The organism is Candidatus Ichthyocystis hellenicum, assembly GCF_001460935.1.
Lineage (GTDB): Bacteria > Pseudomonadota > Gammaproteobacteria > Burkholderiales > 2013Ark19i > Ichthyocystis > Ichthyocystis hellenicum.
In genome coordinates this window covers 1,818,314-1,833,699 of the sequence record NZ_LN906597.1, presented here as the reverse complement: position 1 = coordinate 1,833,699, position 15,386 = coordinate 1,818,314, and the positions used below count along the sequence as shown (strand labels likewise).

Genomic DNA, 15,386 nt, shown 5'->3' with positions numbered 1-15,386 from the left:
CAGTTGTACTCCGACCAGTAGTGGAAACTTCAAGTAAGATATTATAGTGATTACAATGAAAATTATGCTAGTATACTCAAAATGTAATCTTTACTTTAAAGTGATTCTAGTTTTATTCTTCAGTTGATGTCCTTCTTTCTTCAAGAGACCTGAGTTCTATTTCTAATGGATGATTTTGTCTCATATAGTAAGCGCCCCTGCTTTTATACCTGCGTCTTACTAAAAACATTACAACTCCAGCAATGAGTAAAAATAAAGTTAATGCACAAATTGTTGCCCAAATTTTTGCATTACTTTCTTCAGTAGTAACTATAGTTTCTTCGTCTATATCTTTACGATCTGACAAGTACTTAGTAATATTACTGCAGTACTTATTAATGACTTCCTGTCTCATATATGAACTGGACAAGCATGAAGAACGTATCTTACTAATTTCAGAAGTACAATTGTTAGCAGTAAGAGCAGACATATTTCTACGTATATATCTAGACATGCGATTCAATTGATCTCCCATTATGAAGAATTTTTCGTCTATGTCTCTAGAAACTGGAACTGTAAGAGGAAAACTCCAGTTAAACAACATATGTCTGGAGCTCTCTAATTCATTTGATGATCTGACAAAAGCATCATTAATTATACCCGTAATGTTATACGTATAATTACGGTAAGGAATGCAGTTTTCACTGTGAATTATACTGCAAACATCAGATTTCAATTGACAAAAACTAGAAGACAAAAAATCAAGTCCCTGAGAACTTACGGGCAATCCTAACATACTAAGAGCACCCAACATAGTAGGAACCAGACTTACTAATGAAGAATATCTAGTATTTTTTTTCTCTTTTTGTTGCGCATGATCAATTACAACATGATCCTCTTCATTTAATGAGGGAGTTTCATTATTAAAATCATCCTTTATTAAAAATTTAATGTCATCTTTAGTTTTTATTAATACGATGGAATATGCTAGTGGTATTTTAGGTGATTCACTTAGTCCTGCAACAAGTATGCCTTCAGAAATATTTTCTCCTACAATGTCTGATCCAACATCTTTGTCTTCAATGACTATGAAATTAACCAGCGTTAAACCAACAACTTTGATTCCTACAACTATAGCTCAAACAACTTTGATCTCCACAACTATTAAATCAACAGCTACACCTCAAACAACTTTTATTCCTACAACTATAACTCCAACAACTTTGATTCCTACAACTATTAAAGCAACAACTATAACTTCAACAACTTTTATTCCTACAACTATTAAAGCAACAACTATAACTCCAACAACTTTTATTCCTACTACTATTAAAGCAACAACTGTAACTCCAACAACTTTTATTCCTACAACTATTAAAGCAACAACTATAACTCCAACAACTTTTATTCCTACTACTATTAAAGCAACAACTGTAACTCCAACAACTTTTATTCCTACTACTATTAAAGCAACAACTGTAACTCCAACAACTTTTATTCCTACTACTATTAAAGCAACAACTGTAACTCCAACAACTTTGATGCCTGCAACTATTAAAGCAACAACTATAACTCCAACAACTTTGATGCCTACAACTATTAAAACAACAACTATAACTCCAACAACTTTGATGCCTACAACTATTAAATCTACATCTTTGGCAGAAACGGTGATAAATTCAACATCTGTCGCACCAACATTTTTGGAATCAACAACTATTAGATCTACATCAGCAGATGAAGAAAAAGATCATACTGCAATTATTGTATCCTGTGTGCTGCTTTTAGCTTTAGCTATTATTGGTGCTACAGTATTTGCCTTGGTAAAATACAAACGCCGTAATGATCAACAAAGATTGCTGCAACAAAGACGAAGAGAAGATGTGGTTATGCTAGAGATGGTTAGTTCTGTATAATTGGCGACAGAAGTACTTTCGGAGTACATTGTTTAGATAAATTAGTGCAGTTGCACTCCGACCAGTAGTGGAAAATTCAAGTAGGATATCATAGTGATATAATGAAAATTATGCTAGTATAATCAAAATGTAATCTTTACTTTAAAGTGATTCTAGTTTTCTTCTTCAGTTGATGTCCTTCTTTCTTCAAGAGACCTGAGTTCTATTTCTAATGGACGATTTTGTCTCATATAGTAAGCGCCCCTGCTTTTATGCCTGCGTCTTACTAAAAACATTACAACTCCAGCAATGAGTAAAAATAAAGTTAATGCACAAATTAATGCCCAAGTTTTTGTATTACTTTCTTCAGTAGTAACTATAGTTTTTTCGTCTATATCTTTACTATCTGACAAGTACTTAGTAATATTGTGGCAGTACTTATTAACGACTTCCTTGGTCATATATGGACTGGATAAGCATGAAGAACGTATCTTAATAATGTCAGAAGTACAATTGTTATCAGTAAGAGCAGACATATTTCCACGTATATATTTAGACATGCGATTCAATTGATCTCCCATTATGAAGAATTCTCCGTCTACGTCTTTAGACACTGGAACTATAAGAGGAAAACTCCAGTTAAACAACATATCTCTGGAACTATTTAATTCATTTGATGCTCTGACAAAAGCAGCATTAATTATATCCGTAATGTTATACGTATAATTACGGTTAAGGTTGCAGTTCCCACTGTGAATTATACTACAAACATCCGATTTCAATTGACAAAAACTAGAAGACAAAAAATCAAGTGCCTGAGAACTTCCGGGCAATCCTAACATACTAAGAGCACCCAACATAGTAGGAACCAGACTTACTAATGAAGAATATCTAGTATTTTTTTTCTCTTTTTGTTGAAGATGATCAGCCACAACATGAGCATCTTCATTTAACCATATCTGTTGTAACCATATTTATTAAAATCCAATCGATCATACCCAGCTCTGTCATATCCGAATTTGTCATATCTATGCTTATCATATCCATCTTTCTTATATCCATCCTTATCATACCCAAATTTATCATATCCATCATCATTTACTAATAATAATTTAGCTATTTTTCCAGATTTCGATCCATCCCTGTTATATCCTGACTTATTAACTCCATCCCGATTGTATCCATATCCATCAAATCTCTCTCTATTATATCCATCTTTATTATATCCAAACTTGTCGTAACCCTCTTTATCATATTTCCCCCAACACACTAAGTGTAATTTTGCGGAATCCATTTTTATCAACCCCATCCTTGTTATACCCGTCTCCATCAAATCCATTCCTATTGTACCCATAGTTATTATATCCATCGTGACAAAACCCATCTCTATCCAATCCATATTTATCAAGTCCATTTTGATCATAACCTTCCCTATCAAATTCATCATCATTATTAAATCCAGCTCTATCAAATCCATTCTTATCTAATCCGCGTTTATCAAAACCATCTTGATCAAAGCCATCTTGATCAAATACACCTTCTGGATCCTTTTTTATGCAACCATTACGATCACGCCCGTACTTGTCATATCCGCGTTTATCGTACCCATCCCTATTAAATCCTTGGTAGTTACATCCGCTCCTATCGTACCCATTTTTATCGTACCCATAATTGTCATAACCACTCCTATCGTACCCATCCTTATACCCATATTTACGGCCGTCTTTATCATATCCATATTTATCATACCCATTTTCATTATACTTAGATCCAGTTCTATGTAATCCCTTTACATTAAACCCTCTCCTATTATATCCATCTTTGTCATAATCGTAGTCCTTTATATAGTCGACAAAATTCTCCACCATAGGACTTCCTACTAGATATCTGTTTCCATCTTTATCGCAACCGTTTTTATCAAATTTATGATCTATATATTTATACCTATAACCATCCTTCTTATTCCTTATTCCGCAACCATTATGTTCGTATCCATCTTTATGATAACCATCTTTATCAAATCCATTTACATCAAACTCTTTTTTAAAGGTAAAAGAAGATGAATCTAACCGAAATTCTGATGATTGTGCCAACTCCGTAATCGAAGAAGGGACTGCACTTGTACTAGCAATTTCTTCTAAATCTTTTATCTCATTATCAGAAATGGACACTGTTTCAGACTTACATGCAGTAATAGAACAATTACTCATTGTTTAACATCCTTTATGTAATTAGTAAGTACACAAAAAGCGATCGCAATGGATACTATTGACATTTTATTCATCCCAAATATCATTTGGCCAGAGGCGACCAACAGTCGTACCCCCAATGTAACATTTGTAATATTTTAAATGCAATAAATATACCACGTTCATTAATACACGTTCATTAATAACGCCCATTAATTTTATTATCTAAGTGCTTATGACAATCATTTATAAGTATTTATTGTTTTTTAAATTTATATTTTTTTGCAGACTTAACATTTAAGTCGTGTGTATTCATCATGCCTGTATATTTGTTATATCCTTTTCCGTTTTTATCGTAATCACGAAATAAGAATTTGATAAATATGGAGATACATGTATGGATATGTAGATAGAATAAGTATAAAATGGTAACGGAGTAACATATAGGTATGATGAAGGGGTTATCCAAATTAGAATATTTTAGCGATAATTCATAATTAATCAGACGATATTTTGTTAATTAAAAAATCATGTGTTTTTATTAATTATTTTGCTTTTGATATTTAATGAATGTGATTTATTTGCTATAGTTTATGTATATAAATTTGTAACATAATCTATATCTAATACCGAGGTGGAAACTTCAGGATAATCTTCTAGTTTTAGTGCGCTTCCTACTTTGGCGCTTCCTACTTTGATTTTATGAATCAGGATTTGATCGATTGTTATTTCCCCTAAAAAGAATATTTGATAAAGATGGGAGTGGATATAACATAAAATGGTTTGATATAGATGGATTTAATAGAAATGGATACCACCGGTATTGATATGTGGAATGCGGCTGAGTATGGAGGAAGGTTCGGTTGAGGAGTTTCTGGCTTCTAGTTTCAATAACTATGCTCCTCGACGCCGAACCTAGGAAATACGTTAAGATGATTTATCCCTCATATTTTTCATATTTATATTCATTTCCATATCTATTGTAACCATATTTATTAAACTCTAATCGATCATACCCAGCTCTGTCATATCCATCCTTATCATACCCAAATTTATCATATCCATCATCATTTACTAATAATAATTTAGCTATTTTTCCAGATTTCGATCCATCCCTGTTATATCCTGACTTATTAACTCCATCCCGATTGTATCCATATCCATCAAATCTCTCTCTATTATATCCATCTTTATTATATCCAAACTTGTCGTAACCCTCTTTATCATATCTAGATCCATCTACATAAAGTCCATTTTTGTGGAACCCATTTTTATTAACCCCATCCATGTTATACCCGTCTCCATCAAATCCATCCCTATTATTGTACCCATTATTATTATATCCATCGGGACAAAACCCATCTCTATCCAATTCATGTTCATCAAATCCATTTTGATCATACCCATCCCTATCAAATTCATCATCATCCTTAAATCCGGATCTATCAAATCCATTCTTATCTAATCCGCGTTTATCAAAGCCATCTTGATCAAATACACCTTCTGGATACTTTTTTATGCAACCATTACGATCACGCCCGTACTTGTCATATCTGCGTTTATCATACCCATCCCTATTAAATCCTTGGTGGTTATATCCGCTCCTATCGTACCCATCCTTGTACCCATATTTACGACCGTCTTTATCATATCCATGTTTATCAAATCCGTCTTCGTCATATCCGTTATTATCATATCCGGTGTTATCATATTCAGATCCATCTCTACGTAATCCCTTTACATTAAACCCTCTCCTATTATATCCATCCCTGTCATATCCTCCACTATCGTATCCTTCTTTATCATACCTGGAACCATCTCTACATAACCCCTTTTGATTAAATCCTTTCACATTGTATCCATCTTTGTCATAATTGATATGATGAGGACGGTTTTGACAGAGATAGAGATGGATTACACAAAGGAGGAGGGACATAAGATGGGATTGATGGATATGACGCCTAGGTGCGGCGTAGAAGAACACCGCACCCGAAGTCATTCATTATCATGCACTTTAACCGTTATTACGTGCTACTTCAATTTCATTACCGCTGTCGTCATCACTACCTCCGTATCCATACCTATTAAATCCTCGACTATTAAGTCCATACTTATCGTACCCCTCTATATCATAACCTGACCTATTAAATCCCATGGGATCTAATCCTTCTACATCATATCCTTCTCCATCATACCCAGCAGCATCGTATCTAGATCCATCTCTGGTTAATCCCTCCCTATTAAATCCCCTTTTACTGTACCCTTCTGCATCATATACATTTCTATCTGTATGAGACCGATCTAACGTGAACTTATATTTATGCACTCTGGCATCATCTCTTTTAATATCCGTCCTACCGGCCCAGATCTTACAAGACCAGTATCCATCAAATCCTCGTCTATCAAGTCCTTTTTCATTGAATCCGTATATATCATAACCGTCTCTATCTCTAAAGCACTCATCGAACCAGCATCTATCAAACCCTTGTCTATCAAATCCTCGTCTATCGAATCCCTCATCATCATATCCTTCTTTATCATACCCAGCCGCATCATATATAGATCCATCCCTACGGAATCCTTCTTTATTAAATCCCTTTTTATTGTACCCATCGGCATCATATATGTCTCTATCTATCGGCGGATAAGGCAACTTAAACCAACGAAAATCTAGATCTTCAAATTTACTCCCATCTTTGGCATAACCATTTTCATCAAACCCATAATTGGTATCCTTATACCTATATCCGTCTTTTTTATCCCTTACTCCCATTCCATTATGCCCATATCCATACCTATGATATCCATTACTATTAAATCCATTCGTATCATACCCATCCATATCGAATCCTTCTCTATTAAACCCATTCATGTCATATCCCCTCTTATCATATCCACCATCAAATATTCTTTTTGGGTGAAAGCTTGAAGTTTCAACTTCAGTATTAGATATAGATCCTGTTCCAGATAACTGGATCAAAGTAGGAAGCGCACTAAAACCAGAAGATTCTCCTGAATTTTCCACCTCGTCATTGGATGCAGATCCTGTTCCAGATTTAGATGCATAAACTGTAGAACCAGCCATTACACAATCTCCTTATTAATTAACAAGCGTATAAAATATGACATACCATTACATTGTTTTATATAGATATGACACTAAATTAGCTAAAGTATATTTGGAATAATATAACTATAGCAAATAAATCACATGCGAATTAAATCACATGCATTAATAACATTCAACGTTGATTAATTTTGCATTTTATTATCTAAAATTATTGTTTACCTCACATTTGCTATGTACATATAAAATAAAATAATCTAAAACTATCATGGACACCTTCTAGAGTTGTAGTTATTTAGAGCTAAATTACTTCTAGTGATCTAGAAACATGATTCTGAGTTTGTGATGAATGAAAAATATAAAAGTGGTGCGCTGTACGTTTGTTTTTTTTGTGATTATTTAATAGTGTGTAAAAAATTTAGAAGAAGATTGCTTTTGCTTCATCTCTAAAAAAATAATTAATACTAATTTAAACAACAAAATGCTAAATGAGATTTATTAATTACAGTCAAATGAGTGATTGCTCTATGTCTTTATGTAATACTGAAACAGCCACGACACCTGATACGAAAATGGAATACCCAGGAGAATTTTTTAGTATGAGTTACCTTTGTTATTAACTTGATTGACGAATATGGATTCAATAAAAGGAGGGGGGATATATGATGAAATTTGGTGATTATAAATATGAGAGCGAGGCACACGTTGCGGCGTTGAAGAACGCCGCAACCGAAGTGATTAATTATCATGCACTTATATAACCATCATCATTTATTACTTCAATTTCATTACCGCTGTCGTCGTTATCACTATCTCTGTATCCATACCTATCAAATCCGCGACTATTAACTCCATACTTATTATATCCCTCTATATCATACCCTGATCTATTAAATCCCTTGGGATCGAATCCTTCTACATCATATCCTTCTTTATCATACCCAGCAGCATCGTATCTAGATCCATATCTGGTTAATCCTTCCCTATTAAGTCCCCTTTTACTGTACCCTTCTGCATCATATACATTTCTATCATATCTACATAATGTTAATCTATATTTATGTACTATCTCATCATCTTTAGTACAGAGCTCATCGGACCAGTATTTATCAAATCCTCGTCTATCAAATCCTTTTTCATTGAATCCGTAAATATCACACCCGTCTCTATCTATACCGTACTTATCGAACCAACATATATCAAATCCTCGTCTATCAAATCCTAGTCTATCGAATCCTTCATCATCATATCCTTCTTTATCGTACCCAGCCGCATCATATATAGATCCATCCCTACGGAATCCTTCTTTATTAAATCCCTTTTTATTGTACCCATCGGCATCATATATGTCTCTATCTATCGGCGGATAAGGCGACTTAAACCAACGAAAATCTAGATCTTCAAATTTACTCCCATCTTTGGCATAACCATTTTCATCAAACCCATAATGGGTATCCTTATACCTATATCCGTCTTTTTTATCCCTTACTCCCATTCCATTATGCCCATATCCATACCTATGATATCCATTACTATTAAATCCATCCTTATCATATCCCTTTGCATCGAATCCTTTTCTATTAAACCCCTTTATGTTATACCCCCTATTGTCATATCCATCGTTAAATATTCTTTTTGGTCTAAATGTTGAAACAGAGAGGGATTTCATATAATTAGATTCAGTATTAGATTTAGATTCTGCTTCAGATAACTGTGACAGCACTGGAATCGAAGTATGAAGCGCACTAAAACTAGAAGATTCTCCTGATGTTTCCACCTCGGTATTAGATTTAGATTCTGCTCCAGATAACTCTGACAACACTGAAATCGAAGTAGAAGTCGCACTAAAACCAGAAGATTCTCCTGAAGTTTCCCCCTCGGTATTAGATATAGATTCTGTTCCAGATTTAGATACATAAACGATAGAAGCATCCATTACACAATCTCCCTATCAATCAACAAGCGTATAAAATATGACGTACCATTACATTTATACATAAAACATAAATGATATGACATTAAGTGAGAGTAACATTTGGAATAACATAACTATAAGCAAGTAAATCACGTTCAAATAAATTTTATTAATTTTGCATTTTATTATTTAATTTTAAATTTTTTTGCAATTACATTGCCATGTTAATAATTTTTCTTCGCTAAAAAAGTGCTATGGTTGGTAATAATGTAATTATAACTAAATATCGTGGAATGAATTATGAATCTTCTAGTTTGGATAACCCGTGCATCATACCCATCTGTTTTAATGCAGTGTAATGGATATTAAAAGAAGTGTGATATCTTTTGACTGTACCTAGGTCTGGGGATTCATATACTGAAATCTAAAAAATTAATGAATACTAATTTTTTTTGATGAAAATGGGTTACACAAAGGAGGGGGGATATATGATGAATCTGGGTATGACAAAAATGGATATGATAGAGAAAATTTTAATATAAGAGGGTTTGATAGTTCAGGTTTTAATAAAGATGGCTTCGACAGGTACGGTAATGATATATATGGTAATGACATAATATAACATGACAAAAAATGCCTTAGCCAAGATGCCCTAATTTCCATTAGGGCATTTACCATCTCTATCTAATCCATTCCCATTAAATCCGTTTATATCAAACCCATCTCTATCTAATCCATGCTCATTAAATCCGTTTACATCAAACCCATCTCTATCAAACCCATTTTTATCAAACCCATCTCTATCAAACCCGTCTCTATCTATATTAACCCAATGTTCATTCCTGTGATATCCTGACTTATTAAATCCATCACGATCGTACCCATATCCATCATATCCTTCTCTATTATATCCATATTTATTATATCCAAACTTGTTGTAACCCTTTTCATTATATCTAGATCCATCTACATAAAGTCCATTTCTGCGAAATCCATTTTTATCAAATCCATCCCTGTTATACCCGTCTTCATCAAACCCATCCCTATTAAATCCATCTCTATTAAACCCACGCCTATTAAACCCATCTCTATCAAACCCATTTTTATAACCGTATTTCCAGCCATCTCTGTCATATCCAAACTTGTCTTCCCCTTTTTCATTATACTTGGATCCAGTTCTATGTAATCCCCCTTTGTTGAAGCCCCATCTATTGTACCCAAATTTATCATATCCCTTTCTATCATACCCATTGCTATTGTACCCATCCTTATCGTACCCGAATCTATTATACCCATCTTGATCATAATATCCGGATCCACTTTTATGTAGCCCATCCTTGTCGAATCCCTTTTTATCATACCCATAATCATTATACTTAGATCCACTTCCGTGAAATCCTTCTCTGTTGAAACTACTCCTATTATACCCAAATCTGTCATATCCATTTTCATTAAACCTTTGAGTGGCAAATGAAGGTCTAGATTGAATATCAGATAATGTTGACAACGCCGTAAGCGAAGAAGAGACTGTACTCGTACCAGAAATTTCTTCTAAATTTTTCATATTATCATCAGAAATGGATACTGTTTCAGATTCAGATTCAAATTCAGTAATAGAACAACAAAATTCAGTAATAGAACAACAATTAATCATCGTTTAATCCTTTATGCAGTTAGCAAGTACACAAAAAGTGATCGTAAGGAGTGCGCTTGAAATTTTATTCATCTCGAATATCATCTAGACAGAGGCAATCAACAATCTCACCCCCAATGTAACATTTGTAATATTTTAAATGCAATAAATAATTCGTCATTTCTGTATGCGTCATTTCTGTATATTTATTATATCCTTTTACATTTTTATTGTAATCACGAAAGGAGAATAGGTATTATGAAAGGGGTATCCAAACTAGAAGATTTTATCGATAATTCATAATTAATTCGACGATATTTAATTATATTTTGTTAATTAAAAATCGTGTTTTTATTAATTATAATGACATAAAACATGATAACTTAACCGTAAAAAGATTTAGATTTAGATAAAAATGCAAAATTAATGAATGTAATTTATTTGCTACCGAAGTGGAAACTTCAGGATAATCTTCTGTTTTTAGTGCGGCTTTTAGTGAGATTCCTAATTTGATTTATGGGAGTGGATATCACCGGTATGGGAGAAGGTTAGGTTGGGGCGTTTCTGGATTCTAGTTAATGAATATGACAAATAAGTGCATGCTCGATAGGTTAGCATCTCTGCCTCGAGCATGCACTAGTATGTTTTTACTGGAAAAAATTCCATAGTTTCCAATAGTCCATACTATTGGAAACATTGTACTAAATACTAAACAAGATCTTCTCTCTCAGCGTTTTCTGTGTTATCAGATTGTGATATGGGCTGAGGTTGTTGTGATCTAGAATGTTTGAGAGCTCTATGTCCTATAAAGGATATTAAAGCAAGAGCAAGAGATAAAAATACAATTAATACAATATTTGACGTACTAATAATACTAGCAGCAGATGGCAATTCAGATTCAGTCGCAGTCGAAATTCCAATTGTTGAACTTGCAACATTAGATGCTACAGTAGTTGCAGTCGAAATTCCAATTGTTGAACTTGCAACATTAGATGCTACAGTAGTTGCAGTCGAAATTCCAATTGTTGAACTTGCAATATTAGATGCTACAGTAGTTGCCACAGTCTCAGTAATTGTTGATTCTGATAATGATATATTAGGGTGAATTAGGTATGATCCAATATCAGAGCAACATTTACTCAAAAGATAATTATTTGGGTTTTTGTCGTGACCGCAAAGTTTATCAGTATCAAACCTGCATTCGGCAGGATTTATTAAGTTATTATCTTTAATATAAGAGTAAAGGTGGCCATTAACAAATGATAGTACACTTGCAGTGTTCTCTACCTTACTGCAATCGTCCTTAAAATAGTCGTAAGTAAAGTTTAAACTTAATGGAATACCATTATTAATAACATGGTTTGTTTTCTCCAAATTTTTCATTCTTGACACTGATACATTAATAGCTTCTCTAATTATTTCGTAAGAATCAATGACTCTTACTTTTTTACTAAAGCTAGAAATACTACAGATTTTTTGTGCTACATAGCATGAATAACGTTTAACTTTTATATAATTTATATAATTATTGCATTGAAGGTCAAGAGGGTCAAGAGGTTTAGGACGTCTACGTTCAGGTGCAGACCCAGTTGTTTCCCCCAACACACTAAGTGTAATTAAAGCACTAACTAAATTTTTACTGATGGAACGGTGGGTTTGTTGAAAACTTTCATCATGTTCATCAATAATTGTTACACATTCAATTCCTCCTTCAACTTTGCTTTCTGTTTGGGATTCAAAGTTATCGCTCTGAGAACAATTCAAACATTTACTATTAGTGCAAAACATTATTTTTCCTGTAAAAAATAGACTGTCTGAACTGTAGCATTTATATTTTTATTGCATAATTAATTATTGGACTTTTATTTATGACACTTTTATCATGAATAGTTGTAAAGTTCAGCAGTATCTAACCTGCACCTAATTTTGACGTACTAACCAGTGCAGCGCATGCTCGAGACGGCGGCACTAACCTTATCGAGCATGCAACTTGATTCACTCACGATAACAAATCCTCCCTCTTATACCCATTCCTATTAAATCCAAGTGAATCATACCCTGACTTGTTATACCCATCGCGATCATACCCATCGCGATCATATCCATCGCGATCATATCCATCTTTATTATATCCATACCTATCGCGCCCAAATCTATCGTATCCATTTTCATTAAATTCAGGTTCATCATTAACCGATTCGTATTTAGCTATTTTTTCAGATCTCGATCCGTCCCTGTTATATCCTGACTTGTTAACTCCATCACGATTGTATCCATATCCATCAAATCCATCTCTATTATATCCATCTTTATTATATCCAAACTTGTCATAACCCTCTTTATCATATCTAGATCCATCTACATAAAGTCCATTTTTGCGGAATCCATTTTTATCAAATCCATCCCTGTTATAACCGTCTCCATCAAATCCATTCCTATTATACCCATCATCACTATACCCATCTGGACAAAACCCCTCTCTATCTAATTCATGTTCATTAAATCCGTTTATATCAAACCCATCTCTATCAAATCCATCTCTATCAAGCCCGGCTCTATCAAACCCATCCTTATCTAATCCGTGTTTACCAAAACCATCCTTATCAAGACCATTCTTATCGAATACACCCTCTATGTCTTTTTTTATGCAACCATCACGATCACGCCCGTACTTGTCATACCCACGCTTATCGTACCCATCCTTGTTATATCCCTGAATGTTATAGCCACGCCTATCAAACCCATGTTTATCATACCCGCGAAGGTCATAACCCATTTTATCAAACCCATTTTTATAACCATATTTCCAGCCATCTCTGTCATATCCAAATTTATCTTCCCCTTTTTCATTATACTTGGATCCAGTTCTATGTAATCCCTCTTTGTTGAAACCCCATCTATTGTACCCAAATTTATCATATCCCTTTCTATCATACCCATTGCTATTGTACCCGTCCTTATTGTATCCGAATCTATCATACCCATCTTCATTATAATACCCAGAGCTAATTTTATGTAACCCATCTTTGTCGAATCCATCTTTGTTAAATCCATCTTTATCATATTCACTCCCATACCTGCATCCGTCTTTATTGTATCCAAATCTATCATACCCATATTGATTATACTCGGATCCAGTTTTATGAAATCCTTCTTTGTTAAAACCAAATTTATCATATCCTTTTCTATCATATCTAGATATGTCATATCCATCTCTGCCATATCCATCTTTATCATACCCATAATCATTATACTTAGATCCAGTTATATGAAATCCTTCTTTGTTGAAACCGCACCTATTATACCCAAATCTGTCATATCCATTTTCATTAAACCTTTGAGTGGCAAATGAAGATCCAGACTGAATATCAGTTGATTGTGACAGCTCCGTAATCGAAGAAGGTGCTGCACTCGTACTAGCAATTTCTTCTAAATCTTTTGTCTCATTATCAGAAATGGACACTCTTTCAGACTTACATGCAGTAATAGAACAATCACTCATTGTTTAACATCCTTTATGCAGTTAGCAAGTACACAAAAAGTGATCGCAAGGGGTGCGATTGACATTTTATTCATCCCAAATATCATCCGACCATAGGCTATCAACAATCGTATTCCCAAGGTAACATTTGTAATATTTTAAATGCAATAAATAAATCACGTTCATTAATAACTCCCATTAGTTTTTAATTTTATTGTCTAAATGTAGTGCTTATGACAATCATTTATAAGTATTTATTATTTTTTAAATTTATATTTTTTTGTCATGATTACTATATCTACTACTATCTTTCTTGTGTATTCGTCATGTCTGTATATTTGTTATATCCTTTTCTTTTTTTATCGTAATCACGAAATAAGAATTTGATAAATATGGAGATACATGTATGGATATGTAGATAGAATAAGAATAAAATGGTAACAGAGTAACATATAGGTATGATGAAGGGGTTATCCAAACTAGAAGATTTTAGCGATAATTTATAATTAATCAGACGATATTTTGTTAATTAAAAAATCATGTTTGCTTTTGATATTTTTCTGAGATACAAGTTGGTCAGTAATAACATAAATATTATTACATTATTACCAACCATAGTGACCAACCATAGTGATTTTTTAGTGAAGAAAAATTAACATGATAATGTAACCGTAAAAAGATTTAGATTTAGATAAAAATGCAAAATTAATGAATGTGATTTATTTGCTATAGTTTATGTATATAAATCTGTAACAGAATCTATATCTAATACCGAGGTGGAAACTTCAGGATAATCTTCTAGTTTTAGTGCGATTCCTACTTTGATTTGATGGATCAGTATTTGATCGATTATTATTTTCCACAAAAAGAATATTTGATAAAGATGGGAGTGGATGTAACATAAAATGGTTTGATAGAGAAGGATTCGATATAGACGGATATCACCGGTATTGATATGTGGAATGCGGCTGAGTATGGAGGAAGGTTCGGTTGAGGCGTTTCTGTGGATTCTAGTTTCAACAACTATGCGCCTCGACGCCTAACCTAGGAAATACGTTAAGATGATTTATCCCTCATATTTTTCATATTTATATTCATTTCCATATCTGTTGTAACCATATTTATTAAAATCCAATCGATCATACCCAGCTCTGTCATATCCGAATTTGTCATATCTATGCTTATCATATCCATCTTTCTTATATCCATCCTTATCATACCCAAATT

The 15,386-nt window shown here is 33.5% G+C and carries 11 protein-coding genes; 1 reads left to right on the top strand and 10 read right to left on the bottom strand.

The window, feature by feature from the left end; translation table 11 throughout:
• Positions 1-112 precede the first annotated feature (112 nt).
• Positions 113-775, bottom strand: a complete 663-nt coding sequence (locus Arg41_RS07020) for a hypothetical protein (protein ID WP_157722324.1) — start codon at positions 773-775, stop codon at positions 113-115.
• A gap of 154 nt (positions 776-929) precedes the next feature.
• Between Arg41_RS07020 and Arg41_RS07015 the strand changes: the two genes are divergently transcribed.
• Positions 930-1,895, top strand: a complete 966-nt coding sequence (locus Arg41_RS07015; protein ID WP_092490655.1) for a hypothetical protein — start codon at positions 930-932, stop codon at positions 1,893-1,895.
• Positions 1,896-2,047: 152 nt separating this feature from the next.
• Here Arg41_RS07015 and Arg41_RS07010 read toward each other — a convergent pair whose 3' ends face one another.
• From Arg41_RS07010 to Arg41_RS08380, 9 genes are all read right to left on the bottom strand, one after another.
• Entirely contained in the window at positions 2,048-2,806 is a 759-nt protein-coding gene (locus Arg41_RS07010) for a hypothetical protein (RefSeq protein ID WP_092490654.1), read from the bottom strand.
• 17 nt (positions 2,807-2,823) lie between these two features.
• Entirely contained in the window at positions 2,824-3,168 is a 345-nt protein-coding gene (locus Arg41_RS07005) for a hypothetical protein (RefSeq protein WP_092490653.1), read from the bottom strand.
• Entirely contained in the window at positions 3,125-4,084 is a 960-nt protein-coding gene (locus tag Arg41_RS08390; RefSeq protein ID WP_242641422.1) for a hypothetical protein, read from the bottom strand. The genes Arg41_RS07005 and Arg41_RS08390 overlap by 44 nt, the downstream gene beginning before the upstream one ends.
• A gap of 916 nt (positions 4,085-5,000) precedes the next feature.
• Positions 5,001-6,062, bottom strand: a complete 1,062-nt coding sequence (locus Arg41_RS06995) for a hypothetical protein (RefSeq protein WP_172792684.1) — start codon at positions 6,060-6,062, stop codon at positions 5,001-5,003.
• Positions 6,063-6,077: 15 nt separating this feature from the next.
• Positions 6,078-7,148 carry a hypothetical protein gene (locus Arg41_RS06990; RefSeq protein ID WP_092343738.1) on the bottom strand — a complete coding sequence of 357 codons (1,071 nt, stop codon included), beginning with the start codon at positions 7,146-7,148 and terminating at the stop codon, positions 6,078-6,080.
• 727 nt (positions 7,149-7,875) lie between these two features.
• Positions 7,876-9,066, bottom strand: coding sequence for a hypothetical protein (locus Arg41_RS06985; protein ID WP_092490651.1), 1,191 nt, complete (start codon positions 9,064-9,066; stop codon positions 7,876-7,878).
• Between the two features lie 631 nt (positions 9,067-9,697).
• Positions 9,698-10,699 (bottom strand): hypothetical protein, encoded by a 1,002-nt coding sequence (locus tag Arg41_RS08385; protein ID WP_092343735.1) that lies wholly within the window; start codon positions 10,697-10,699, stop codon positions 9,698-9,700.
• Positions 10,700-11,386: 687 nt separating this feature from the next.
• Positions 11,387-12,466 carry a hypothetical protein gene (locus Arg41_RS06970; RefSeq protein ID WP_092490649.1) on the bottom strand — a complete coding sequence of 360 codons (1,080 nt, stop codon included), beginning with the start codon at positions 12,464-12,466 and terminating at the stop codon, positions 11,387-11,389.
• Positions 12,467-12,677: 211 nt separating this feature from the next.
• A complete protein-coding gene (locus tag Arg41_RS08380) occupies positions 12,678-14,180 on the bottom strand; it encodes a hypothetical protein (RefSeq protein WP_092490648.1) in 1,503 nt (500 codons plus the stop codon).
• Positions 14,181-15,386 lie beyond the last annotated feature (1,206 nt).